Source organism: Devosia enhydra (assembly GCF_900119845.1).
GTDB lineage: Bacteria > Pseudomonadota > Alphaproteobacteria > Rhizobiales > Devosiaceae > FPKU01.
On the sequence record NZ_FPKU01000001.1, the window covers coordinates 1,303,384 to 1,329,253 of the forward strand.

General features: G+C 65.3%; 21 protein-coding genes and 1 other RNA gene. 9 read left to right on the forward strand and 13 right to left on the reverse strand.

The genetic code is table 11. The annotated features are described in order from the left end of the window. Positions 1–7: 7 nt before the first annotated feature. Entirely contained in the window at positions 8–580 is a 573-nt protein-coding gene (locus BT183_RS06350; protein ID WP_244545251.1) for a DUF1003 domain-containing protein, read from the reverse strand. Positions 581–636: 56 nt separating this feature from the next. Further along, the gene (locus BT183_RS06355; protein ID WP_072340009.1) at positions 637–1,416 is read right to left on the reverse strand and encodes a glycosyltransferase family 2 protein; all 780 of its coding nucleotides are present in this window, start codon (positions 1,414–1,416) and stop codon (positions 637–639) included. A gap of 96 nt (positions 1,417–1,512) precedes the next feature. Between BT183_RS06355 and ssrA the strand changes: the two genes are divergently transcribed. The 3 genes from ssrA (at position 1,513) to BT183_RS06370 (ending at position 2,740) form a co-directional block, all read left to right on the forward strand. Further along, positions 1,513–1,865, forward strand: a transfer-messenger RNA (tmRNA) gene (ssrA, locus tag BT183_RS06360). A 136-nt stretch (positions 1,866–2,001) separates the two neighbouring features. Further along, positions 2,002–2,499 carry an SspB family protein gene (locus tag BT183_RS06365; RefSeq protein WP_072340011.1) on the forward strand — a complete coding sequence of 166 codons (498 nt, stop codon included), beginning with the start codon at positions 2,002–2,004 and terminating at the stop codon, positions 2,497–2,499. Positions 2,500–2,503: 4 nt separating this feature from the next. Continuing rightward, positions 2,504–2,740 (forward strand): ribbon-helix-helix domain-containing protein, encoded by a 237-nt coding sequence (locus tag BT183_RS06370; protein WP_072340013.1) that lies wholly within the window; start codon positions 2,504–2,506, stop codon positions 2,738–2,740. 70 nt (positions 2,741–2,810) lie between these two features. On the opposite strand, the gene BT183_RS06375 is transcribed toward BT183_RS06370, so the two are convergent. Together BT183_RS06375 and BT183_RS06380 are read right to left on the reverse strand one after the other, a co-directional pair. After that, entirely contained in the window at positions 2,811–6,413 is a 3,603-nt protein-coding gene (locus BT183_RS06375) for an AsmA family protein (RefSeq protein WP_072340015.1), read from the reverse strand. Between the two features lie 148 nt (positions 6,414–6,561). After that, entirely contained in the window at positions 6,562–8,724 is a 2,163-nt protein-coding gene (locus BT183_RS06380) for an esterase-like activity of phytase family protein (RefSeq protein ID WP_072340017.1), read from the reverse strand. Between the two features lie 213 nt (positions 8,725–8,937). Here BT183_RS06380 and BT183_RS06385 point away from each other — a divergent pair, with 213 nt between their 5' ends. Further along, positions 8,938–11,277: an ATP-dependent helicase gene (locus tag BT183_RS06385; protein ID WP_072340019.1), complete on the forward strand. Its 2,340-nt coding sequence runs from the start codon at positions 8,938–8,940 to the stop codon at positions 11,275–11,277. A 3-nt stretch (positions 11,278–11,280) separates the two neighbouring features. Further along, entirely contained in the window at positions 11,281–11,601 is a 321-nt protein-coding gene (locus BT183_RS06390; RefSeq protein ID WP_072340021.1) for a heavy metal-binding domain-containing protein, read from the forward strand. Between the two features lie 19 nt (positions 11,602–11,620). Here BT183_RS06390 and BT183_RS06395 read toward each other — a convergent pair whose 3' ends face one another. The 3 genes from BT183_RS06395 to BT183_RS06405 all read right to left on the reverse strand — a co-directional run bounded on the left by BT183_RS06395 (position 11,621) and on the right by BT183_RS06405 (position 14,641). Next, positions 11,621–12,517 (reverse strand): lipid kinase, encoded by an 897-nt coding sequence (locus tag BT183_RS06395; RefSeq protein ID WP_425290543.1) that lies wholly within the window; start codon positions 12,515–12,517, stop codon positions 11,621–11,623. A 104-nt stretch (positions 12,518–12,621) separates the two neighbouring features. After that, a complete protein-coding gene (locus BT183_RS06400) occupies positions 12,622–13,590 on the reverse strand; it encodes a DMT family transporter (protein WP_084603284.1) in 969 nt (322 codons plus the stop codon). A gap of 145 nt (positions 13,591–13,735) precedes the next feature. Next, positions 13,736–14,641 (reverse strand): DMT family transporter, encoded by a 906-nt coding sequence (locus BT183_RS06405; protein ID WP_072341641.1) that lies wholly within the window; start codon positions 14,639–14,641, stop codon positions 13,736–13,738. A 277-nt stretch (positions 14,642–14,918) separates the two neighbouring features. Here BT183_RS06405 and cls point away from each other — a divergent pair, with 277 nt between their 5' ends. The 3 genes from cls (at position 14,919) to BT183_RS06420 (ending at position 18,019) form a co-directional block, all read left to right on the forward strand. Then, a complete protein-coding gene (cls, locus tag BT183_RS06410; protein WP_084603285.1) occupies positions 14,919–16,358 on the forward strand; it encodes a cardiolipin synthase in 1,440 nt (479 codons plus the stop codon). Positions 16,359–16,369: 11 nt separating this feature from the next. Then, entirely contained in the window at positions 16,370–17,074 is a 705-nt protein-coding gene (locus BT183_RS06415) for an endonuclease/exonuclease/phosphatase family protein (RefSeq protein ID WP_177282416.1), read from the forward strand. A 72-nt stretch (positions 17,075–17,146) separates the two neighbouring features. Next, a complete protein-coding gene (locus BT183_RS06420; RefSeq protein ID WP_072340027.1) occupies positions 17,147–18,019 on the forward strand; it encodes a 50S ribosomal protein L11 methyltransferase in 873 nt (290 codons plus the stop codon). 76 nt (positions 18,020–18,095) lie between these two features. On the opposite strand, the gene BT183_RS21145 is transcribed toward BT183_RS06420, so the two are convergent. Both BT183_RS21145 and BT183_RS21150 read right to left on the reverse strand, forming a co-directional pair. Beyond that, positions 18,096–18,227 carry a hypothetical protein gene (locus BT183_RS21145; RefSeq protein WP_280173915.1) on the reverse strand — a complete coding sequence of 44 codons (132 nt, stop codon included), beginning with the start codon at positions 18,225–18,227 and terminating at the stop codon, positions 18,096–18,098. Between the two features lie 144 nt (positions 18,228–18,371). After that, positions 18,372–18,500, reverse strand: a complete 129-nt coding sequence (locus BT183_RS21150) for a hypothetical protein (RefSeq protein WP_280173917.1) — start codon at positions 18,498–18,500, stop codon at positions 18,372–18,374. A 126-nt stretch (positions 18,501–18,626) separates the two neighbouring features. Here BT183_RS21150 and BT183_RS06425 point away from each other — a divergent pair, with 126 nt between their 5' ends. After that, positions 18,627–20,453 carry an aminopeptidase P family protein gene (locus BT183_RS06425; protein ID WP_072340028.1) on the forward strand — a complete coding sequence of 609 codons (1,827 nt, stop codon included), beginning with the start codon at positions 18,627–18,629 and terminating at the stop codon, positions 20,451–20,453. 14 nt (positions 20,454–20,467) lie between these two features. On the opposite strand, the gene BT183_RS06430 is transcribed toward BT183_RS06425, so the two are convergent. From BT183_RS06430 to BT183_RS06445, 4 genes are all read right to left on the reverse strand, one after another. Then, on the reverse strand, positions 20,468–20,938 hold the full coding sequence (locus BT183_RS06430; RefSeq protein WP_072340030.1) for a hypothetical protein: 471 nt from the start codon (positions 20,936–20,938) through the stop codon (positions 20,468–20,470). A gap of 94 nt (positions 20,939–21,032) precedes the next feature. Next, positions 21,033–23,243 (reverse strand): NAD-dependent DNA ligase LigA, encoded by a 2,211-nt coding sequence (ligA, locus tag BT183_RS06435; protein WP_072340032.1) that lies wholly within the window; start codon positions 23,241–23,243, stop codon positions 21,033–21,035. Continuing rightward, the gene (recN, locus tag BT183_RS06440; RefSeq protein ID WP_072340034.1) at positions 23,240–24,913 is read right to left on the reverse strand and encodes a DNA repair protein RecN; all 1,674 of its coding nucleotides are present in this window, start codon (positions 24,911–24,913) and stop codon (positions 23,240–23,242) included. The genes ligA and recN overlap by 4 nt, the downstream gene beginning before the upstream one ends. An 89-nt stretch (positions 24,914–25,002) precedes the next feature. Then, positions 25,003–25,845: an outer membrane protein assembly factor BamD gene (locus tag BT183_RS06445; protein WP_177282417.1), complete on the reverse strand. Its 843-nt coding sequence runs from the start codon at positions 25,843–25,845 to the stop codon at positions 25,003–25,005. Between the last annotated feature and the right edge of the window lie 25 nt (positions 25,846–25,870).

Consider the following 25,870-nt stretch of genomic DNA (forward strand, 5'->3'; position numbering starts at 1 on the left):
GGCGATACTAGTTCGATTCGGGGCCGCGCAGCTTGTCTCCAACGAGTTTCGTCAGCAGGGCGATCTGCTCGTCCTGCCGCTCGACAAGCGCCTTGAGTTCGGCGTTCCGCATGGCATCGAGCTTTTCATGAAGCGCCATGATCTCGATTTCGGCCTTTAGATTGACGGCATAGTCATGCTGGGACACCAGCCTGTCCTTGGCGGCCTGCCGGTTCTGGCTCATCATGATAACCGGCGCCTGCACCGCCGCGAGCATCGAGAGGATGAGATTGAGGAATATGAAGGGATAGGGGTCAAAACCTGCGCCCCGCAACGCCAGATTTCCACCCGTCCACACCATGAGCAGCACCCCGAAGCCGATCAGGAACCGCCAGGACCCGCCAAATGCGGCGACGCCGTCCGAAAGGCGATCACCCAGGGACAGCTTCTGGTCGAAATCCGCCGTGGCATCGCGAGCGAGCGGACGGCGACCGAGGGCTTTTTCGAGCACGTGCCGCTCGGTTGGGTTGAGGCTTTCGGCAGCCTTGCCGAAATACCGGCCGGCGGCCCGGCCGAGATGCTCGCTTTCGCCATCGCTCATTCTGGCCTCCATCCTGCTCTCCCGAAATGCCGGGCGATACACTTAGACAGCGCAGGTCAGGAAGGCGAAGGCGTTTTTTTCGCGCGCTCGATGCGCCGCAGACCAAAGGCAATGGCCATGCGCGTCTTGAACGGGGGCCGCATATAGTCCGCCTGGTGTGTCATCAGCACATCGTAGGTCCGGCACAGCGCGCGCATCTGGGACTCGCTGTCGGGCTCGAACCCCAGGCCGTGCTCGAGCTGCCCGAACCGCCAGTTGTGGCGCCCCTTGATGCCCAGATGCTGCACGCGGCTCTGCACTGTTGCGAGCATGGGAATGCCCCGCGCCGCAAAAAGCCCGCTGTAGCGGTTGTCGATGTGATCCTGGCCCTCGAGTTCTCTGAGCGCGAGCGCAACAAGGTCTCGTGTCCAGAATGTGCCGGCATTGCCGAGCCGCTGTTTTTCGAGCAGGTCGGGCGCTACCGAAACACCTGTATGCATCGTCGAGTTGTAGAGGCTCAACAGCCCCGATTGGCTTGCAAGACGTGCCATGCCGACGGCAAGCGCGTCGGTGTTGGCGATCAGATCGTCGTCCAGAAAGAACAGATACTCATGCCGGCTCGTGAGAAAGTGCCGCCATATCCTGGAGATCGTTCCCGACGGACCCACATTTGTCTCGCTGCGCGAGACTGAAAGCCGGCCTTTACGCACAAACGCTTCAAGATCGAGCGTTGGGCTGGCATCGTCGAAAATCACGATCTCATAAGGTTCGTCGCTCTTGAGTTCGCATGCGGTATTGATGCAATAGCCGAGCAGTTCAGGCCGTTCGTAACTGGGTATCGCGACCAGTATCGACATTATCTTGCGCTCGCCAGGGCATGCCAACCACCCTCCGAGCAATAAGCCGCGCTCGTTAGAGTGGCAAGTACGCCGCTCCTCGGGATCGGCACGCAGCCCATTGCATCCGCGCTGGCGGCTCCCTATATTCCGCGTGCCGGCAACGGCTATGGCGATAAATTGCCATCGTAATAAACCCATCGGACCCGGGGGCAGTGCCCGGCGCCTCCACCAATCCCTGTCGCTGGCAGGGCCATGGGGGCGAAACAGGCTCGACGAGGGCGTAAAGGGTGTGTTTTCGCTCGGCATGGTACCGCCGATATCGGACCAAACTTATAGTTGCCAACGACAACTATGCTGGGCGTCGTCTCCTCGCTGCTTAAGCGAGTCGACACACCCGATCTAAAGCCCTGCCGTTCTAGCAGGCGGTAGGCGGGGTTCGCAGGCACCTGGCAACAGAAGCCTGCACTTTCCTCCCCTGTCGGCATGTCTTAGCGCTTGAAACCGAACCGCCTTGTGCGCTGTTATGCGCGCGCAGATTCTGCGCAGCCGAATTGCCTTCAAGGCTGGCTGGGTGGTGAAGCCTGCCAACCGACAAGGGCGCCCATGGCCGAAGATCTCATCCGCTACGACATTCTGGCTCAGGAAGCGCTGCGCAGCGTCGTTCGCAAGGTGCTGGCCGAAGTCGCGCGAACCGGCTTGCCCGGCGACCATCACTTCTTCATCTCCTTCGTCACCCAGGCGCCCGGCGTGCGGGTGTCGCAGAAGCTGCTCGCCCAGTACGACAAGGAAATGACCATCGTGCTCCAGAACCAGTTCTGGGACCTGAAGGTTACCGACACCGGCTTCGAGGTTGGCCTGTCCTTTGACGGGCAGCCCGAAATCCTCGTCATTCCCTTCTCCGCCATAAAGGGCTTCTTCGATCCGTCCGTTCAGTTCGGGTTGCAGTTCGATGTGGCCGCCGGCGCCCATCCGGATGCCGATCTCGCCGATGCAGCGGATGAAGAGCTGGAATCGGCGGTCGCTGCTGGTGCAGCGCAGCCGGCTGCCGAGCCTGCCGGCGAGAAAGTCGTGAGCCTCGACAGCTTCCGCAAGAAGCCCTGATCCGGTGAAGAAGCGATCGCTGTCGATCGCGGGGCACCGCACGAGCGTCGCGCTCGAGCCCGAATTCTGGGAGGGTGCCGAGGCCCTCGCGGCCGAGCGCGGCGTCAGTCTCGTCGATCTCATCCGGGATATCGACGAGGCCCGGACCGGCACCAATCTGTCATCGGCAATTCGTGTGGCGGTGCTGGCCTGGTATCGCGAAGCTTCGGCCCGCCGGACGAATGGCAGTGTTTCGGGCTGAAACAGCGCTTATCGCGCGGTAACGCAGCCAGCGAACGCCACAAGCCGCCCCAACGCGACACTCAATGTCTTTAGTTCGGCCGCGCGCCCAGCCCGATATCCTGCGGCGGCTGGGCCGGATTGAGCGATCGGCGGAGCAGGTCTAGGCGCGCGGCTTCGGCGCGACGGGCCTCTTCGGCAATCCGCGCCGCCTCGGCTTCCCGCGCCAGACGCGCAGCCTCCTCGGTCTCGGCCTGCTGCGACGCCTGTTCCGCCTGCGCTGCGGCGGCCCGCGCCTCATCCTCGGCCCGCAGACGCTCGAGCCGTTCGACTTCCACCTCAAGCGCCCGCACCATGATCGCATCGACCATGCCGCCGGCATCGATCCGGCGCGAGGGATTGGCGAGGGTGCCCGAGAGCACCGCCTGAATCCGCCCCGTGGTTTCGGTGATGAGGCCCTCCTCCCCGATCGGCGCGGCTGGCGTCATCGTATAGGTGCCCTCGATCCCCAGATCATCGAGCCTGATGGCACCCGAGCCGAAAATGCGGACTTCCGGCGTAGCCAGCGACAGGTTGGGGCTGCGCACCACGCCCCCCGCGATCGTGAAGCCGCCTCTGGCTTCGGAGACGACCAGCGCGCCATCGGCCGCGCGCGCTTCGATGGTCTGGGCAAGGGTGGCGGGGTCCTCGTCCAAAATGCCATCAAGCGCGGCAATATCGGCAAAGGCCGCCGGGTCGAAACCCTCGACCCTGAGGTCCGCGATCGCATAGGTCCCCTCGCCGCTCATCGCCCGCGCCATGTCGCGCAGGCTGGCGCCGGTGGCATCGAACCGCATCGAAAAATCGGCCCTGCCGTCCATGGCCTCGGCCAGTACGGGGGGCAGGATAGCATCGAGCGCGACGCCATCGAAGCTGGTGCGCCCGGTGATCTGCTTTTGCTCGAACGGCCCGGCGCAGCACACCGTCACATCGAGTTCAGCCTCGCCGCCGCCCATCTCGCCCGAAAGCCCGCGCAAACGGATATTGGTGGCATCCCAGTCGAAGTCGAAATCCACCGATTGCATCAGGGGCTGGCTCGCGAGCAGCAAAGCGTCTGCGCTCACCCGGATGCGGCCGGTCGTGCTGCGCGCCGAGGTGCCGAGGGCGATCGGCCCTTCCGGCCACACCCCCTCGCCGCCCGCCACGAGGCTCGCCGGACCGGTCAATGCCCCGAGCACCGCTTCTGCCGTCAATGAAGGCGTGGTGAAGGCCCCGGTGATGCTGCCGCGGCCAGCCGGTTCGCGGGCGTAGGACAGCGTGCCTCGCGCGATTTCGGCCTCCGGAGCGCCCATCACGATATCGTTGAGGGCAAGTGCGCGATCGCCGTCGAACGCCATCGTCGCGGTGGCTTCCACCCGGGGAAGCGCGATACCGCCCGCCCCGAACTGCCCCAGCAGCGATCCGGCATCGTCGAGGTGGAGTTCGAGGCTGCCCGCGCCGCGAGGCCGCGAAGGGTCGGCGAACTGGACCTCCCCGGAAAAGCCGAGCAGGTCCTCGCCCGCCTCGATGAGAATCGAGGTCGCCAGGCGCTGGTCGAGGGCGCCCTTGGCCGTCGCAATCACCTGCGCGCCGTCATCGGCGGCGCCCAGGGCCAGAGCGCCGAGCCCCAGTTGCGCGGCAAGGTCGTCGGCCCGTCCGGAGGACAAAGCGAGCCGTGCGTCCATCGGGGCCGAGAGCACCCGGGCAATCCCCTGCGACAGCCGCGCCTCCAGATCGACATCGGAGGCACCGGCCCGACCGGCGACCGTGAGCACCTGCCCGCCTTCGCCATCGGGCGGCGAGAGCTCGAGCGCGACATCGAGCGGCAGGGCCGGAGACAGCCGGGCCCGCAGCCCCGGCGGGGTGCCTAGCGCATCATGGATCCGCGCGATGGCCCCGGCATCCGGGCTGAGGACGACGAGGGTGCCCTGTCCGCTGAATTCGGGACGCGCCAGCGTGCCGAACGCCGTGAGGGCCAGATTGGCCCTGATCCCACCGAAATCCTCGGCAGACAGGGTCTCGAATTCCAGGACGCCGCCTTCCCAGACGCCTTGGGCCGCAAGACCGCGGCCCGCGACCCCATAGACCTCCATCGCCTCGGCATTGAGGGCAAAACTGCCGCGCGGAAAGCTGTAGGCAAAGCGCGCATCGGCGCTGACATCGGGGAGCAGTGCTCCGAGCGCCGCGCTCTGAGCCGCAGTCATGGGAGAAAACGCGGCGCTGAGGGTCAGATAGCGCGACGGACCAAAGCCGATCTCGGCGGCCACGGCATGCTCGACCCCATCGAGCCGGAATGTCGCGTCGGCAAAGCGCAGGCTCTGGTCTTCGATCAGAAGCGAGCCCGCGATGCGCCCCGGCACGGCCAGAAGGGAAGCGCCCGGCGCAACACCGCGCCAGAGCGCGGCAAGGCCGTCGAGCCGTTGCGCCTCGACCGACGCAATGCCATCGAAGGCGGTATTGTCGTTGCGGTCGCGATAGACGAGCCCGGCCACTGCGAGGCGGGCATTGCCCGGCAGGTTTGCCGTGAAGTCCGAAACATCCCACCGCCGGCCATCGGTGGTCGCATCGAACCGCACCTGCCGCAGACTGAGGGCGCGCAGGTTGACCTCACCGATATCGACGCGCACCGTGCCCGGCAGGGGCGGCAGCGGGATGCGGGGGATCTCGCTCAGCTGGCGCACGAGTTCATAGGGCAGTATTCCGGTCTCGGCCGTCGCATCGCGCGGCGGCAGCACCATCGATGCGCCTTCGATCAGGGCGTTGAACCGGCGTCCTTCACCCAGCGTCATTTCAGCCAGCCCGGTGAGCCGGGTCGCGGGGCGATTGGCGTCGGGCAGGATGGTGAGATCGGGCATCAGCACTTTGTCGGGCGATACCTCCACCCGTCCGCTGACCACGAGGTCGCCTGCCCCGACATCGCCGGCCTCCCCGCCATCGGTCGATCGCGGTGGCGGCTGACGCAGGCTCGCTTGCCCGATAAAACCGGGCGTCAGTCCCGTCGTCAGAATGCCGTCGGCGGTGAGGCTGAAATGGCCGTCATCGGGCCGCAGAAAGACAGAAAGCTGAGCCGCGCCATCCGGATCGAGCGCGGATGTCTGCACGCGCGCCGTGACCCCGGCGCCTTCATAAACGCCGGTCCCCTGGAAGCCGAAGGGTCCGCGCAGCGCATCGAGGCGCATGTCGCCGGTGATGGCATCGACGAGCAGCGAATCTCCCGACCGGGAATCGAGCACCTGGATGAGGCCATTGGTGATCCGGGCGCTCTGGGCCCAAATGTTCGAGCTCGAAATTCGTCCGGGCAAGGTGATCTCGGTATCGATCCGTCCCTCGGCATCCACCCGTATCGCCACCTGCGGGCGATCGAGGACCAGACGCGTGATGCGGTAGTGATCGCGCAGGAAATCGACGAGCGAAAACTCCGCTTCCACCGACGCGATGCGCACCGAGGGGGCGTCATCGGGGCCTATCACGACGTCGTTGAGCCGCATCACCGGCTGGGGCAGAAGCGTGAAACCGATATCGCCGGCGATCTCCACCTCGGCACCCAGCACCTCCGAGGCGATGGCTTCCATGCGTCCGCGATAGTCGCCCCATTGAATGAAGCGCGGGACGATGAAGGCGCCGGAGATGGCGAGAATGGCGAGAATGCCGATGACGATGAAAAGGCGATTGAGCACGGGGCCTGGGAATCTCTGAACTGTGTCGCGCAACTCTAAAGGATCGTGCCGTTCAGCGTCACCCCGCTTTCCCCGATAGCCCCTGCAAAGCGCACCGGCCGCGCTCCTTTCGGATGCGCGGCCGGCCGGCAGTCTCTTGTCGCAGGGCTCAGTCGATCTGGCCGATCGGGAAGAACAGCGTTTCACCCGAGCTGTCGGCGACGCCGTCATTGTCGGTGATCACGTAGCCGATCCCGCTCGCATCGATCGCAAAGCTCTCGACCTTGTCCACGATGTAGCCGTTGCTCTTGGCAAGGTCGGGGATGAAATCGCGCACCAGTTCCTTCTTCACCACCGGCAGCGTCGTGCCGATTTCGGCCGGCACCATCTCGCTGAGGGCAACGCGATAGAGCGCTTTCAGCTGAGCCTTGTCGCCGATCTGGTTGTCGCGCTCGACGATATAGGCATGCTCTCCATGGATGGTGATTTCGGACAGACCAACCCAGGCGCCCTCGGCCGCAGCCTCGAGCGGATAGGCGACAGCGCCCCAGGTGCGGCTCGACGGCATGTAGGCGAGCAGCTTGACCTGACCCTTGGGATCATCGCCCCACTCGCGCTGCATGGCGATCCAGAGCGTTTCGGTTTCGCCTTCGCCCGTGCGGGCTATGCCCTCGGCGCCGAAACGAAGCTCGGCTCCGCGCAACGCTGTCGGGAAGGGCACTTCGGCAACGATCGCGCCATTGGCATTCACCCGATAGAGCGCATGTGGGGTCAGCCGCGCGCTATCCCCCTCGGACGCCAGCCAGAAGCCGCCATTGCCATCGAGCGTAATGCCCTCGAGATCCAGCTTTTGCGCCGGATCGCCCGAGCGCGTGACAATGGTCTTGGCGGTGATGCGGGCCGGCGAGACGTTGGCATCGATGGTGTAGATGGCCGGCGCCGAAGACAGCACGCTGTCGCTGACCGCGTAGAGAATGCCTGGCATTTCAGCATCGGCGACGGCACCGGACAGCGCCGCCCAGCCGATTGGGCGTCCATCGGCGTCGAGGTCCGAGATCAGTTGCGGATAAAGGGCCGGTCCTTCGGCCATTTCATAGACCATCACATGGCTGCCCACGCCGCCATCTTCACGCAGGTCGACCTCATTGGCGGTGGCGAGGAGATTGCGCGAGGTAATGGCCACCAGTCCCTCGGGCGAGATGCCCGAAGGCAGCACCTGCACGAATTCGGGCGCGGCACCGGTGTCCCTGTAGACGGAGATCAGCGAGGACCGCTCCTCGGCGATGAAGATGTACTGGGTGTCGCCAAAGGTCGCGACCTCCAGTCCCTCGGGCTCCACGCCCTTGGAATTGCGGGCTTCGGGATAATGACCGACGCGGGCGGCATAATGGTCGAGTGCGTTAGCGGCCTCGAACAACACCTCGCCGCTCCTGGACATGATGGTAAAGCCGCGCGAGCCGCCCTTCCAGTCGCCCTCGTTGGCGATCACGAGACGCTCGGTGTCCAGCCACTTGATCGAGTCGGGCTCGCGGACGCGGTCCTCCTGCTGGCCGCTGAAGCTCAGGGCGCCATCGCGACGCGTATCGACATCGGTCACGGTGGTGCTGCCGGCAGAGAATTGGCTGACAACCTCGCCCGTCACGCCGTTGACGATCACGATGGCGTTGTTTTCCTGCAGCGTCAGCGCGATCTCGTCGTTGTCGTTGAAATCAACGAATTCGGGCTCGGGATCTTCACCGAACACCTCGGCAACGTCGGTGACGTCGACCGTGCGGACGCTGGCGGCCGCAACGTCGAAGATGACGAGGAAGCCGGCAGGCATCTGCGGCAGGCCGCCCTCGCCGGCCTCTTCGTCACGCTCGTTTTCGATGGCGATGGCCAGCAGAGTGCCGGCCGCGTTGCGTGCGACCGAATCCGGCTGGCCGCCAAGATCGTATTCCGCGTCCACCGACTGGCTGGCGATATCCACGGCGACCAGCTTGCCCGAGGGACTGGTGAAGCTGTCCGAGGTGTTGACGCCGACATAGGCCTTGTTGCCGATCACAGCCACTGAGGTGGGCTCGCCTTCGAGCACAAGGTACCCAGCCGCGACCGGCGCGCCGGGATCGGTGATGTCCACGAAGCCGATGCCACCGCCAGGACTGTCGGAATAGATCAGCATCATGCCGTCTTCGGTCGCCGTAACGATTTCAGACGAGGTGGCCTCGGCATCAGGCGCGTTCAGAGCAACCGGAAAGCTGGCAACGCGGTTGAAAGACATGTCGGCCTGCGCTGACGCGGTGCCGAGGAGAAGGCTGGCGGTGATGAGTGCAAGGAGACGCTTGGCTTGCATGGGAACCCCGATGATCCTTTGACCAACGGTGCCTAGCCAAGCTCGAAGAACTCGGTGTGACGAAGCGATGACGCCTGTGTGACAGGCCCTGCGCATATACAGCGACCCCACCCGTCCCTATATTGCCGCAAAGAACAAACAGAGATTCGTCAAGACCGTACGAGGCGCCCCTGCCGGGCTCGAGCTCGGCAGGACGGCGCATCGGAGACCCATATGCCCCCAAGTGTCCCCCTGCCCGATCGCCAGCGCGCGGGCGCCATCACCGGCCAGTTCAACCGGCCGGCGGCCGATTCCGCCTTTCTGCAGGGGCTCAATGCCGAGCAGCGCGATGCGGTGCTCTCGACCGAAGGACCGCTGCTCGTGCTGGCCGGCGCGGGGACGGGCAAGACCCGGGTGTTAACGACGCGCATCGCGCATATCCTCACCTCGCGGCGGGCGCGCGGCGGCGAAATCCTGTCGGTGACCTTCACCAACAAAGCCGCGCGCGAGATGAAGGAGCGCATCGCCCATCTCGTCGGCGCCACGGTCGAGGGCATGCCGTGGCTGGGCACCTTTCACTCGATCGGCGCGCGCATCCTGCGCCGCCATGCCGAACTCGTCGGGCTGCGTTCGGACTTCACCATCCTCGATACTGATGACCAGATCCGGCTGATCAAGCAGTTGCTCGAGGCCGAGAACATCGACGAGAAGCGCTGGCCGGCGCGGCAGTTCGCCGGGCTGCTCGACGGCTGGAAGAACCGCGGCCTGATGCCATCCGACGTCGTGCCGGCCGAGTCCGCCTTCTTTGCCAATGGCAAGGCGATCAAGCTTTACGCTGACTATCAGCAGCGGCTCCGCGATCTCAATGCCGCCGATTTCGGCGACCTGCTGCTGCTGTGCATCGACGTCTTCCGCCAGCACCCGGACGTGCTGGCCGAATACCATCGGCGCTTCCGCTACATGCTGGTGGATGAGTACCAGGACAGCAATATCGCCCAGTACCTCTGGCTGCGCCTGCTGGCGCAGGGCAAGCCGGCGTCGGAAGCCAATATCTGCGTTGTGGGCGACGATGACCAGTCGATCTATGGCTGGCGCGGCGCCGAGGTCGACAACATCCTGCGCTTCGAGAAGGATTTTCCCGGCGCCAAGGTGATCCGGCTCGAGCGCAACTATCGCTCCACCGCCAATATCCTGGCCGCAGCCAGCCATCTCATCGCGAACAATGAAAGCCGGCTCGGCAAGACCCTCCAGACCGATGGCGGGGTCGCGGGCGAAAAGGTCGGCGTCACCTCAGTCTGGGACAGCGAGGAGGAAGCCCGCCAGATCGGGCAGGAGATCGAAGACCTCCAGCGCCGCGGCGAGAGCCTCAACTCCATGGCCATCCTCGTGCGCGCCTCGTTCCAGATGCGCGAGTTCGAAGAGCGGTTCATCACCCTGGGGTTGAACTATCGCGTCATCGGCGGCCCGCGTTTCTACGAGCGCCGCGAAATCCGCGATGCGCTCGCCTATCTGCGGCTGATCGCCAACCCGACGGACGACCTCGCCTTCGAGCGCATCGTCAACGTGCCCAAGCGCGGCATCGGCGACACGACGATCAAGGTGCTGTTCGACACGGCCCGCCACCAGAAGGTGCCGATGGTCAATGCCGTGCGCATGCTGGTGGAGACTGAAGAGCTCAAGCCCAAGCAGCGCAGCACCCTGCGCGGCCTTGTCGGCCAGTTCGACGACTGGGCCGAGCGCTCGCGCAGCGTGCCCCATCACGAGCTCGCCCAGCAGGTGCTGGACGAGAGCGGCTATACCGAGATGTGGCAGCAGGACAAGTCGCCCGATTCACCGGGCCGGCTCGAAAACCTCAAGGAACTCGTGCGCTCCATGGAGGAGTTCGAGAGCCTCGGAGGCTTTCTCGAACACATCGCGCTCGTGATGGACCGCGACAGCGGCGAGGCCGAGGATGCCGTTTCGATCATGACGCTGCATTCGGCCAAGGGGCTGGAATTCGATACGGTTTTCCTGCCGGGCTGGGAGGAAGGCCTGTTTCCTCACCAGCGCGCGCTCGATGAATCGGGTCGCGCCGGGCTGGAAGAGGAACGGCGCCTCGCCTATGTGGGGCTGACGCGCGCCAAGCGGCGGCTGCGGCTTTCGGTGGCGCAGAACCGGCGTATCCACGGGCTGTGGCAGGCAGCGATCCCGTCGCGCTTTCTCGACGAGCTGCCGGCCGATGTCGTCGAGGTCAAGGATACGGGCTCGGCCTATGGCGGCTATGGCTATGGCGGCCGCGCGGCCAACCGCTTCTCCACCGCCGACCCCTTCGACAGCCTTTACGAGACGCCTGGCTGGCAGCGCGCCAAGGCGCAGCAGGCCAATCGCCGCTCTCCGGGACCCACGACGATCGATGGCGAACTGGTGGCGCGCTCGGTCGATCTCGGCTCAGGCTCCGCCTACCGGGTCGGCGACACCGTCGTGCATCTCAAATTCGGCAGCGGCGTTGTGGTGGCCATCGAGGGCAATAAGCTCTCTATCGATTTCGAGGCCGGGCGCAAGAAGGTGCTCGACAGCTTCATCAGGAAAGGCTGAGCCATGATCATCTCCACCACGCCCACGCTCGAGGGCCGCGCCATCCGCGACTATATGGGCATCGTCACCGGCGAGGTGATCATCGGCGCCAACATCTTCCGCGATCTGTTTGCCGGCATTCGCGACATCGTGGGCGGCCGCGCCGGCGCCTATGAGGGCGCCCTGCGCGATGCGCGGCGCATTGCCTTCGAGGAGCTCAAGGAGGAAGCCCGCCGGCTCGGCGCCGACGCCGTGGTGGCGGTCGATATCGATTATGAAGTCGTCGGCCAGGGCGGCTCGATGCTGATGGTCTCGGTGTCCGGCACCGCCGTCAGGCTCAGCTGATCGCCCGCCCCGTCTTGCCCTAAGGCACGAAGACGCTCACCGCATCGGGCCGGATGAGGAAATGCGCCGGCGTCTGGGTGACGATGTCCCCATCGGTATTGACGTTGCGCGGACGGCTGGTGCGAATGTCGAATTCGCGGCTCTTGGCCGTCCGCACCTCCTGCCATGCGCCGTGCTCGCCGCGCCGGAATGAGGCCATCATCAGCGCCAGCTTCCAGACATTGTCCATCTCGAGGCTGTAGAGATCGAGATGGCCATCATCGATGGTGGCGCCCGAATGGATGACATTGCCGCCGCCATAATGGCGGCCATTGCCCACCGCGATCTGGTAGGTACGCACCTTGCGCTCGCCACTGTCCTCGATGATCGTGGCCGAGAACGGCCGCGCCGACATCACGACCCGCAACGCCGACAGCGCATAGCCCAGCCGGCCCCAGCGCTTCTTGATCTCGGGGCTCAGGCGATCCGCGAGATCGGCCGCAAGCCCGATGCTGGCGACGTTGAAGAACGGGTGCCCATTCACCTGCCCCAGGTCGATCCGACGGGTCCGGCCGCGCACGATGATGTCGGCAGCCCGGACCGGATCGTCCGGAATCTCCAGCGTCCGCGCCAGATCGTTGGCCGTGCCCATCGGAATGATGCCCATCGGCAGCCCGGTCTCGAGCACGCCCATGGCCGCCGAATTGATGGTACCGTCGCCCCCGCAGACCACGACCATGTCGAAGTCCGCGCCGCGCGCTGCTATATCGCGCGCCACTTCCTCGCGGGTCTCGAAGCGCTCGACATAGACATCGAGCCCGCCGTCCCGCAGGCGATCGAGCACCGGATCGATCGCCTCACGCCCCCGTCGCGCATTGGGATTGACCAGCATCAGGGCACGTCGTGCTACGGGCACGGATAAGGGGCTTGAATTCAATGAGACACGATCTCTGGCAATGAGGTCTAGCCTAGGTGAGGCCGGCTGACGTCCGGCACAAGGGCCGGCATCGCGCCTTTCCGCAATTTAATGGGCGCGCCAGCTCATCCGCCGGGCGGACCGGCGACGCTGCGCGCAGTCGCCCGCCCCAATTGCCGCTCCCGCCAGATGATGAAGAGCCCCGAGGCGATGATCACCACTCCTCCGGCGACCAGTTGCCAGGTCGGCACCTCGGCAAAGATCAGATAGCCGACGACCCCGCTCAGAATGAGCGAGAGATAATCGAAGGGCGCCAGCACCGACATGTCGGCGTGCCGGCACGCCTCGGTCATGAACATCTGGCCGGCAAAACTGCACAACCCCATGAACAGCAGCATCAGCCACTGCTCGGCAGTCGGCATCACCCAGCCCCAGGGCAAAGTGAGGAGGCTGAAGCCCATCGAGGTGATGAAGAAATAGAGCACGATGGTGGTCGATCGCTCCGTCTGCACGAGTTTCCGGATGATCAGCAGCACGGCGGCCGAGAAGAAGCAGGCCGTGATCGCGGCGACGACGCCGAACGCGGCCCCCTGACCCCAGTCGAATTCGGACGAGAACACCGTAAGGCGCGGGCTGACGATCAGCACCATGCCGAAGAGCCCCGCCGCCACAGCGCCCCAGCGATAGAGGCGAACCGTCTCGTGCAGCACGATGGCACTGAGGATCACGACGAGCAGTGGCGTGCCGAAGCTGATCGCGACCGATTCCGGCAGCGGCAGCTGGGTGATCGAGATCACGCCAAGCCCCATGCCGATCGTGCCCATGAAGCCGCGCCACACATGCCCGATCGGCCGCCTGGTCCGCAGCATGAACAGCAGCTGCCCCCTGAAGGCCAGCATCGCCAGCATGGGCAACAGCGAGAACACGCAGCGGAAAAACAGCAATTCGCCAACGGGGAGTTCCCCGGCGATCTTGATGAAGACCATCATGCCGACAAAGGCGCAGATCGATGCGACCTTGAGCCCGATGCCGCGCATCGTGTCGCCCCCGATGGGCGGCAGGGCGGGCAGAACGGGCTTGGGCTCGATAGTCACGTGCTGCGATCCGCATCGCGGTTGAGATCACCGCAGGCCCTAGCTTGAACGATGCTTTGCCATGCCATTGCAAGCAATAGATGCGGGCCGCGCGATTGTTCCGCGTCCCGAAACCATATGGCCCTTTTGCCGATCGCCCGAGGCCTCAGGACGATGGCGGCAGCGGTCTCCGCGCCAGACGGCTCGACCTGTGTTCGCGGAAGATCAGGAACAGCCCCGAGCCAACCACCACCATGCCCCCGAGGAGCATCTGCCAGGTCGGCACGTCGCCGAAAATCACATAGCCGATGGCGATGCTGATCAGCAGCGAGGAATAGTCGAACGGCGCTACCACCGACATGTCGGCATGGCGGAAGCTCTCAGTCAGCAGGATCTGCCCCACGCCGCCTGCCACCCCGGCAAGCACCAGCATCGCGGTCGTCGACCAGTCGAGCGCCACCCAGCCAAAGGGGAAGGTCGCAAGGCCAATCAGCGCCGAAATCGCCGAGAAGTAAAACACGATGGTCGCCGATCGCTCGGTGCGCACGAGGTTGCGCACCAGAAGCATGGCGCCGGCCCCAAAGCAGCACCCCAGCAGCGCCGCGCTGACGCCCAGAACGGGATTACCCGGCCCGATGAGCCCGCCATCGAACACGGTGAGGCGCGGCCAGATGATGATCATCACGCCCACGAGCCCGACCAGCACGGCGGTCCAGCGATAGGCCCGCACCACTTCCTTGAAGATGATGGCGCTGAACACAACGATCAGAAACGGCGTGGCATAGCCGATCGCCACCGCCTCGGGCAGCGGCAGGTTGATGAGGGCCAGGATCCCGAAACTCAGCCCTCCCGTACCCACCACCCCGCGCCAGACATGCCCGATCGGGTTGCTGGTCTTGAAGCCGACCGACAGCTCCCCGCGCAGCGCCAGGAAGATGATGATCGGCACGATGGCGAAAAACGCCCGGAAGAACACCAGCTGTCCCAAAGGCACGCCTTCGGCGGCCTTGAGCAGCCCCTGCATGCTCACCAGCACCATCACCGAGGCCAGCTTGAACCCGATCCCCACCATCGCATTGCGCTGGCCCGGCTGGCGGGCCGCTGGTGGGTTCTGCTCGGTTGGCTCGGGCACGGGCTGACACCGGATCGACCGGAACGGGTCCGGCCGCGTTGAGGAGAGGGTCCTGGGGCAGCCCGAGCAATGACGCGCAAGGCCGGTCGGCGCAAGGGCCTATTGGCAGGCGCACGGAATAATCGGTGGGAACCAGCGCGGCCCCGCGCCACTTCTGTGTGGGCGCCGGGGGACGTGCTACACAACGGTCCAGCGCCTTGGGGAATGGACGCGAGACATGACCGACATCGTGCGTGCCATAGTGGGCAATATCCACATCGTGGCCATCTTCTTTGCCGCCAACTACGCGCTGGCGGCGCTCTGCGCCGTGCGCGAAATCCTGGCCTCCCGCACCTCGCAGGGCTCGATCGCCTGGCTTCTCTCGCTCCTGTTCTTCCCCTTTCCCGTGGCGCTCATCTATCTCGTCTTCGGCTGGAAGTTCTTCGACGGCTATCAGGAACGTCGCCTGCAGAGCCGCAACGCGCGGCCCCTGCGCGCCCAGGACCTCAAGGTCATCGACCGCGAGACCACCGATGACTGGCCAGTGCTCACCCGCGTGTCCGGCGTGCCGTTCAACTCGGGCAACGATACGCGCCTCCTCATCGACGGACAGGCAACCTTCGATTCGATCTTCGAGGGCATTTCGCAGGCCAAGCGCTACCTCTTCGTGCAGTTCTATATCGTGCGCGACGATGCCCTGGGGCGCGAACTTGCCGTGCGGCTGGCTGAGCGCGCCCGCGCCGGCGTCAGGGTCTACCTGCTCTATGACGATGTCGGGTCGACGGATCTGCCGCGCCGTTACCGCGACGAGCTTCGCGCCGCAGGCGTGAAAGTTGCCGGCTTCAACCAGCGCCACAAATTCCTGCGCATTTACGGGCCGATGCGCATCAATTACCGCAACCACCGCAAGATCGTGGTGGTCGACGGCAAGGTCGCCTGGACCGGTGGCATCAATGTCGGAATCGAGTATCTGGGGCAGGACCCCAAATTCGGCCATTGGCGCGATACCCATCTGCGCATCGAAGGCCCGGCAGCGCTCGCCTGCGCCCTCATCTTCCGCGAGGACTGGGAATGGGCCACCGGCGATGCCCTGCCCTTCGAGCCGCCCGCCGAAGTGGAAACCCCCGGCAACGTGCCGGCCCTCGTGATGGCTACCGGCCCGGCCGACCGCCTCGAATCCTGCGCCATCGCCTTCACCGATGTCATCGCCCAGGCCCGCAAGCGGCTGTGGATCGTCTCGCCCTATTTCGTGCCCGATACCGATGTGCGCACAGCTTTGCTCGCTGCCGTGCTGCGCGGGGTGGATGTGCGCGTCATGCTGCCTGAAAAGCCCGACCACAAGATCGTCTGGCACGCCAGCAACGCCCATGCCGACCACATGGTCAAACGCGGCGTCGGCGTTTATCGCTACACCGCCGGCTTTCTCCACCAGAAGGTCCTATTGGTCGACGACAAGATCACCAGCGTCGGCAGCGTCAATTTCGACAACCGCTCGTTCGCGATCAATTTCGAGATCACCGTCTGGATGCCGCACGCATCGATGATCGAAGCGGTCGAGGCAATGCTGGTCGATGATTTCGCCCGCTGCCGCAAGGTGGGCAAAGCCGAAGCCGCCGACCGGTCCTATTTCGATCGGCTGATCAATTCGGCCGCCCGCCTCGTTTCCCCCATCCTCTGATCCCAGTGCCCATGTTTTCAGTTGCCTCCTACAATATCCGCAAGAGCGTCGGCACCGACTGGCGCCGCCGCCCCGGCCGCATCCTCGAAGTGCTGGACGAGATCGACGCCGACATCGTCGCTCTCCAGGAGATCGACCGCCGGTTCGGCAGTCGCACGAGCTCGATCCCGCCCGAGGCGATCGAGCACGAAAGCCCTTACACCGCCCTTCGGTTTGGCCCACGCCCGGCGAGCCTCGGCTGGCACGGCAACACCATCCTCGTGCGCAAGGGGCTCGAAATCCTCGACACCCGCCGCATCGTGCTGCCCGCGCTCGAGCCGCGCGGCGCAGTTCTGGCCGATGTGCGCTTCGATGCCCAGCGGGTGCGGTTCATCGGCATGCATCTGGGCCTCGTCGGCTTCTGGCGCACGCGGCAGAGCCTTGCGGTGCTCGACTTCATCGAAAAGCTGGAGGAGCGCCTGCCGACCGTAATCATGGGCGATCTCAACCAGTGGACCGCCGATGGCGGCAGCGTCGGCCGTTTCGCGCAGCACCACCACGTCATCGCACCGGGTCCGAGCTTCCATGCCAGCCGCCCGGTCGTCGCCCTCGATCGCATCATCACGAGCCGCGACATCGCCCTGATGCAGGCTGGCGTGCACCTGTCCGAACGCTCGCGCAAGGCATCCGATCACCTGCCCGTCTGGGCGCGCCTCAAGATCGATGCCGCGCACTGAACCTCTGGCGGCGCCATTGACAAGGGCCCGGCAAGGCGCAAAACCAGCGCTGAAAACGAGGACTTCGCGCCGATGGCCGACCAGATCACCCTGCCCGCCCACCTGACCCGCGACCAGGCCTATGCTCTGGTCGATGCCGTGATGGCGCGCGAGGACCTCGCCATGACCGCCTCGGCCTATGAGGACGAGGCAACCGGCGAATGGATTTTCGAGGCCATGTCGGAGACCGAGCCCGATCTCGAGGCGTTCCGCGCGCTGGCGGTCGAGGTGCTCGATGGCGACGTGGACTTCACCGTCGAGCCCATCGACCCGGAGGTCAACTGGGTGGCGCGCTCGCTCGAGGGCCTGCATGCCGTACAGGCGGGATCGTTCTTCGTCCATGGCAGCCATGACGAGACGCCTGCCCCGGCCGGTTCGACAACCATCCGCATCGACGCGGCGCAGGCTTTCGGCACCGGCCATCACGAGACCACCACCGGCTGTCTCGAAGCCATCGACCGGGCTCTGAAACTCCGCCGCTATCGCAATCTGGTGGATATCGGCACGGGCACCGGACTTCTCGCCATCGCGCTCGCCAAGCGCAGCCGCCAGCGCGTGCTCGCGACCGACATCGATCCGGTCGCAACCGATACCGCCAAGGACAACGCCAGGGAAAATGGCGTGGGCCGGCTGATTACCGCCATCACCGCCGACGGCCTGTCGCATCCCGCCATTTCCCGGGGAGCGCCCTACGATCTTCTGGTCGCCAACATTCTGGCCGGGCCGCTGGTCTCGATCGCCCCGGATGTCGCGCGCGTCACCGCCCGCGGTGCCACCATCATCCTTTCGGGAATCCTCGCCCATCAGGCAACCCGCGTCGCCTCGGCCTATGCCGGCTCGGGCATGCATCTGCGCCGCAAGCTCCTGCGGCGCGGGTGGGCTACGCTTGTGCTCGAGCGCAGCTGACGCCCCTTCCTGAAAAGCAAAATCCCCGGCCTTGCGGACCGGGGACCAAACTCTCGAAACCGAAACGACCGATCGATCAGGGGCGCTTGGTGAAGCTGCCGATCAGCTGATGCTGGAAGCGCGCATCCCGCTGACGAGCCACTTCGCGCGACCGCACTTCGATCACGGCGTTCAGGGACTTGCGGAAATCGTACTTGTTCTCGGGCATTTCGTATCTCGTTACCTGTGCCGGTACACTACCGACACTGTTGATTTAGTCTGCCACCCACCGAGTCTGAAGCGCTGAATCCGCAGACCAGCCATTCGCGGCGGGAGGGGCGGGTTAACGAACCCTTTCGACCCCTTGGCCGTATCAGCGCGACGGCTTGTCGAGATCGCGACGGGCAAAGTTGTAGCGGTCGATATGGTACTGGGCCTGGCGCTCACGGCCTTCGATAATGGCGTCGAGGGCCTTGCGGAAGAAGCTCTTGGTCTCGGTCATCGCGGTCTCCATCGCATTTGGTGCATTTGCGTTTCGATGCTCTATAGATAGGCACATGCATCGTTTTGGTTAGGGCCCGCGGCACAGCGCAGCCATGCCGTGGACGCAGGACAGTGAAGGACTGCCATGTTGCTCGACGATATTCCCCCGGCGCAATTCCAGACCTTCGAGGTCAAGTCCGATCCGGAAAAAGTGGCTCCGCGCCTGACCTTGCTGCGCAAGACGATGGAAAACTCCGGCGTTGATGCCTTTCTCGTACCGCGCGCCGATGCGCATCGCGGTGAGTCCGTGCCGCCGGGGGATGCGCGGCTTGCATACCTGACCGGCTTTACGGGCTCGGCTGGGCTGGCGGTTGTCGGGCGCAGCAAGGCGGCTCTCTTCGTCGACAGCCGTTACACGCTCCAGGCGCCCGCGCAGACCGATACGCGCAAGTTCGATGTGGTGGAGATCAATCAGGCCGCCATGCCGGCAGGCATTGCCAGCTATGTCAGGAAGGGTGGCGTCGTCGGCTATGATCCGTGGCTGCATACCCCCGGCGAGATCCGCGATCTTGAGGGCAAGCTCGCCGGCCACGCGACGCTGCGCCCGCTCGACAACCTTGTCGATGCCATATGGCCCGATCGCCCAGCAGCGCCCGTCACGCCGGTCGAAACTCTGGGCGACAATCGCGCCGGCAAGTCGAGCGCGCAAAAGATCGCCGAGCTTCAGGCGACGCTTGCCGCCGACAAGGCCGACGCCACGGTGCTCACCCTGCCCGATTCCATCTGCTGGCTGCTCAATATCAGGGCGCGTGACGTGCCCAACACGCCCTTCCTCCTGGGCTTCTGCATCGTGCCCCGGCGTGGCCGTCCCACCCTTTACCTCGCGCCGGAAAAGATCACCGCCGAGCTGCGCGCGGCTCTAGGCGACCGCGTGGCGCTCGCGCCCACCGGCAAGCTCCTGCCCGCCATCACCCGCCTCGCTGCCGGCGGCCGCCGCATCGCGATCGATCCGGCCAGTTGCCCCGTCGCCATCGTCGAGGCGGCCAAGGCAGGCAATGCCGAAGCCGTGCTCGAAAAGCCCGATCCCGTCCGCCTGCCCAAGGCGCGCAAGAACGATGCGGAAATCGGCGGCATGAAGGAGGCGCACCGGATCGACGGCGTCGCCATGGCCCGCTTCCTCGCCTGGTTCGACGAAGCGGCCCCGAAGGGCGGTCTCGACGAGATCACGGTTGTCAGCGCCCTCGAGGCCTTCCGCCGGGCAGATGCGAGCGCTGTCGACAACAGCTTCGATACCATCGCCGGCGCGGGCGCCAATGGCGCGATCGTGCATTACCGGGTCGACAGAAAATCGAACCGCATGCTGGTCCCCGGCGAACTGATGCTGGTCGATTCGGGCGGGCAGTATCTCTCGGGCACCACCGACATAACCCGCACCATCTCATCCGGCCCGGCCGGGTCAGAGGAAAAGGACCGGTTCACACGCGTCCTCAAGGGCATGATCGCGATCTCGACCGCTCGCTTCCCCAAGGGCACATCGGGCGCGCAGATCGACATCCTGGCGCGCCAGTTCCTCTGGCAGGCCGGCGTGACCTACAATCACGGCACCGGCCATGGCGTCGGCGCATTCCTCTCGGTTCATGAGGGGCCGATCGGCATTTCGAGCCGGTTCTCTACCCCGCTTGAGCCCGGCATGATCCTCTCCAATGAGCCCGGCTACTACAAATCCGGCGCCTATGGCATCCGCATCGAGAACCTCGTGCTCGTAATACCGAGCGACGTCGGCGATGGCTGGCTCGAATTCGAGACGCTGACCCTCGCGCCGATCGATCGGCGCCTCATCGATCTGGCGCTGCTGCTGCCCCATGAGCGCGAGTGGCTCGATGCCTATCACCGCCGGGTCCTCAACGAAATCGGCCCGCTCGTCGAGCCTCGCGTGCGGGCCTGGCTCGAAAAGGCGACCGCTCCCCTCTGAGGGAGCGGCACCCATCAATTGCCGAAGGGGTCGACGGTCAAAAGCCAGCTGTAGAGCCAGTTTTCCCCTTCGCCCATCGAGGCGATGTCATCGACCTTCCAGCCATCGCTCTCGCGGACCATGGCAATGCTCATCAGGCTGGGCGCGCCGAAATTGCGAAAGCTGACAGTGGCGATGGCACGGTCGCCGAGCACGGCGGGTTCGGCAATCAGCAGATCGAAGGGAAAGAAGGCATCGCCCTGCACGAAGGGATCGAAATTGGCCAGGTCGTCGGAGTGGTCCGCCGAGGCCGCCACGGTGCTTGTCTGGTTCTGGCGAATGTCTTCGAGGCGGGCCGAGAGGAACCGGCCTATGTCGCCGCGCTCGGCCTGCCCCTGATAGGGCTGGTAAATGGCTTCGAGCAGCGCCTTGGGCGTATCGAAGGCGAGCGCCGGACCAGCCAGCGTACTGAGGAGGATTGCAAAGGCCAGGCGGGCGTGGCGCATGTCTTGCCCCTTGAAAGATCCGCTAGTGCTTCAACCCCTCAGCGCCTAGCAGTGCGTTGAGGCGCAAAAATGGTGGCAATGGGCCGGTCCGGCGTCATCGCCCCGCCATTTCAAGCCATTGTTCCTCGCTCACGACCAGAATGCCGAGCTCTTCTGCCTTCTTGAGCTTGCTGCCAGCCCCGGGCCCGGCGACGAGAATATCGGTATTGGCCGAAACCGATCCGGCAACCTTGGCGCCCAGGCGCTCGGCCATGGCCTTGGCTTCGCTGCGCGACAGCTTTTCCAGAGTACCGGTGAAGACCACTGTCTTGCCCGCGACCTGGCTGTCGGCGGAGACCGTCACGACATAGGGGTTGGGCCGGACCTGGGCGAGAAGCGCATCGAGCGCCTCGACGTTTCGGGCATTGGCGAAGAAGTCGCGAACCGAGCGCCAGACCGTATCGCCGATGCCGTTGATCGAGGGAAAGGCATCGTGCAGCGCCGCGCCCTCGGCAGCCGAGGCAAGGCCTGCGGCCCGAAAGCCGTCAATGGTGCCGAAATGCCGAGCCAGGAGCGCCGCCGTCGTTTCCCCGACATGGCGGATACCCAAGGCAAACAGAAACCGGTCGAGTTCGGGCTGGCGCCGGGCATTGATGGCGGCAAAGAGCTTGTCGAGCCCCTCATAGGTGCGTTCGTCGGCAGAGAGCACCTTCTTGCGCGCCTTGCCGGTCGCTTTCTCGCGCTCCGCCGCCTGCTGCTCGCGCCGCTTGAAGAGCGCCGCCCGCACCGCCTCTGGCCTCCCTTCCAGCGTGAAGATATCGGCGGGCGTTTTCACCAGCCCTTCGCTGAAGAACAGGTCGATATTCTCGGCGCCGAGGCCCTCGATATCCATCGCCCCGCGCGCCACGAAATGCCTCAACCGCTCCACAGCCTGTGCCGGGCAGATCAGTTCGCCCGAGCAGCGGCGGCGCGAATCCTCCTTGCCGGTCTTCTCGTTGAGCTCGCGTGTCGCCTCTGACCCGCAGACCGGGCAGGTGTGCGGAAACTCATAGGGCACGGCGTCGGCCGGCCGTTTTTCGAGCAGAACCGACACGATCTGCGGAATGACGTCGCCGGCCCGCTGGATGGTGACCGTATCGCCGATGCGGATATCCACCCCACCGCGGATCGGCTCGCCGAAACTGTCGCGCCCGGCAATGTAATCCTCATTGTGCAGGGTGACGTTTTCCACCACCACCCCGCCCACCGTGACCGGCTCGAGCCGTGCCACCGGCGCCAATGTGCCGGTGCGCCCCACCTGGATGTCGATACGGCGCACGACAGTCGTCGCCTGTTCAGCGGGAAACTTGTGGGCAACGGCCCAGCGCGGCTCGCTCGTCACCGTGCCCCAGCGCTGCTGCAGGGCAATGGAATCAAGCTTGTAGACGACGCCGTCGATATCGTAGCCCAGCGACGCACGCTGCGCTTCGATGAGGCGATAATGGGCCAGCAGCGCCTCGATCGTTTCGGCGCGGATCATCAGGGGACTGACCGCAAAGCCCCAGTCGGCAAATTTGCGCACCGCTTCGAACTGGGTTGCTGCCGGCTCCTCGCTGGCGCCCCCCCAGGCATAGGCAAAGAATCTGAGATTGCGGCTCGCGGTTACGCGCGGATCCTTCTGCCGCAGCGACCCAGCCGCCGTGTTGCGCGGGTTGACATAATCCTGGCCGCCCGTCGCCGCCGACCGCGCCTTCAGCGCCTGGAACTCGGCATAGGTCATGTAGACCTCGCCGCGAATCTCGATGATCTCGGGCCAGCCGCTGCCTGAAAGCCGGTGCGGAATATCGGCGATGGTCTTGAGGTTTTCGGTGATGTCCTCGCCCACCGTGCCATCGCCGCGCGTTGCGCCGCGCACCAGCATACCGCTCTCGTAGCGCAGCGATGCCGAAAGCCCGTCGATCTTGGGTTCGGCGGTGAAGCTGAGGTCAAGGCCCTCGTCGCGCGCGAAAAAGCGCCGCGCCCGATCGACGAAATCGACCACATCCTGGTCCGAATAGGCCTTGGCGAGGCTCAGCATCGGCACGGCATGGCGTACCTTCTCGAAGCCTTCGGCCGGGGGCGCGCCGACCTTGCCCGAAAGCGAATCCGGCCGCACGAGCTCGGGAAACGCCGTCTCGATCAGCAGGTAGCGCCGCTTGAAATCGTCATACTCGGCGTCCGAAATCTCGGGCGCGTCATTCTGGTGATAGGCGATGTCGGCGGCAGCGATGAGCGCATGCAGCCGTTCGAGCTCGGCCCGCGCCTCGGCTTCCGAATAATTCTCGATCTCGGGAGTGGCCGAACTCATGCCGAAACCTCCTCGAGCAGCCGCCGCGCCGCAGCCCGTGCCTCCTCGGTCACCGAAGCGCCCGACAGCATGCGCGCCACTTCCTCGCGCCTCAGCCCGCCGTCGAGCGGCCGCACATGGGTGCGCATGAACGCGCCCTCCGCGATGGCCTGCTTTTCGATGAGCAGGTGATGGCCGGCACGCGCCGCCACCTGCGGCGCATGCGTCACCGCGAGCACCTGCACCGTCCGCGACAGCCGCGACAGCCGGCGCCCGATGGCATCGGCCACCGCCCCGCCCACGCCGGTATCGATCTCGTCGAACACCAGCACGGGCGCCGATCCCTTGTCGGCCAGAACGACTTTGAGCGCGAGCAGGAAGCGGCTGAGCTCGCCGCCCGAGGCAACCTTGAGCATCGGGCCGGGCAAGGTGCCGGGATTGGTCTGCACGACGAAGCTCACCGTGTCGTAGCCGCTGTTGGCCACGCGCTCGGTATCGGTGGTCACTTCCGCGATAAAGCGCGCAGATCCCAGCTTGAGGTCCGGCAGTTCCTGCCCCACCGCATCCGAGAGCGCGGCGGAGGCGGTGCGCCGCAGCTCTGCCAACTCGGTCGCCGCCAGATGATAAGCCGCACGCGCCGCACCGGCTTCCGCCTCGAGCCGGGCGGCCACCTGCTCCCCGCTTTGCAGCGCTTCGAGGTCGGCCTCGTATCGTGCCAGAACCGCCGGCAGTTCGTCGCACAGCACCTGATGCTTGCGGGCGGCGGCGCGCAGGGCAAACAGCCGCTCCTCGGTCTGTTCAAGCTCCAGCGGATCGAAGGCCATCTCGCGCTTGATCGCCTCGAGCGCCTCGCTGGTCTGGTCGAGCTGGACCAGCGCCGCATCCAGCGCATCGACGAGCGGCGCGAAAATCGACTGCCCCGAATCCACCTTGCGACCGAGCCGCCGCATCAACTGCGCCAGTTCTCCCGAAGGCGACGAGGGCCCGTTGAGAACGTCATCGGCCTCGCGCACCTCTTCGGCGGATCGCTCGAGCTGCTGAAGCCGGTGGCGGCGTTCGGCCAGCTCGTCCTCCTCGCCCACACCGGGCGCGAGCTTGGTCAATTCCTCCACGACATGCCGCGCGTAATCCTCGCGCGCTGCCGCCTCGGCCACCTGGGCGCGCTGCGCGGCAAGTCGCGCCTCCGCGTCCGACAGCGCCGCATGGGCACTCGCCACGATCGCAACCGCCCGGCCATGCCCGCCATAGGCGTCGAGCAACGCCCGATGCGTGGCCGGATCGACCAGGGCGCGATCATCATGCTGACCGTGGATTTCGACGACCAGCCGCCCGACCTGTTGCAGCAGCGCGGCGCTCACGGGCTGGTCGTTGATATAGGCGCGCGTCCGCCCGTCGCCGAACTGCATGCGACGCAGGATGATGTCCTCGTCATCGGCGATGCCGTTGTCCTTGAGCAGCGCGCGCGCCGCATGGGGCGCGGGCAGCTGGAAGACGGCGACCACCTGGCCGCTGTCGCTTCCGGCCCGCACCAGCGAGGCATCGCCGCGCCCACCCAGCGCCAGCGTCAATGCATCGAGCAGGATCGACTTGCCGGCGCCGGTTTCGCCGGTCAGCACGGTCAGGCCGACATCGAGCCCGAGATCGAGCTGGTCGATCAAAACGATATTGCGAACCGAAAGCGCGCTCAGCATCTCGAGCCCCTGCCCGTCACCGCGTCAATTATCGCGGAGGCGAACAAACAAGCAACATCTATCTGGCGCGGGTGAAGCCGAAATGCGGCTCACCCTCTCCGAACGGCGCTGGCCAGCGGGCTGCCGGAGTTGAGGTTGGGCGACAGGCCCTGCTTTTCGAGCAGGGCAAAGGCCTGCTTGTACCAGCTGCTCGAGGGATAGTTGTGCCCCAGCACCGCGGCAGCCGTCTGCGCCTCACCGACGAGGCCCAGCAGAAGATTGGCCTCGGTCAGCCGGTAGAGGGCTTCCTCGATATGGGTCGATGTCTGGTACTGCTCGACCACGACGCGGAAGCGGTTGATGGCGGCGGTGTACTGGCCGTTGCCGAGATAATAGCGCCCCACCGACATTTCCTTGCCGGCCATCTGGTCGGTGGCGACCAGCATCTTGTCCTTGGCGTCCTTGGCGTATTCGCTCTTGGGATAGTTCGAGACCACCAGCTGGAACGTCTCGATGGCGTTGCGCGACAATTGCTGGTCGCGCGTGATGTCCTTGATCTGCCCGTAATAGGACGATCCCTTGAGCCACAGGATATAGGGCGTCTCGGGCGACGCCGGATAAAGCGCCATGTAGCGGTCCGCAGCCAGCACCGCCTCTTCATATTTGCCGATGCGGAAATTGGCATAGACCGTCATCAGTTGCGCCTTCTCCTTGAACTCGGAGTAAGGATGCTGACGCTCGAGCTTCTGCAGGGTGGTGATGGCGCCGTTGAAGCGCTGGCCATCCATGTCCGCAAGCGCGCTCTGATAGAGCGTCTCGGGCGGCACGATGGCTTCTTCCTTGATCTTGGTCGGGCCGAACAGGTTGCAGGCCGAGAGGGCGGCAGCAAGACCGATGATGGCGAGGATACGCCCGGCCCGGCCGGTATGCTGCGCTATTGCCTTGAGAATCACGAACTGCCCCGTACTGTTGCGCGCC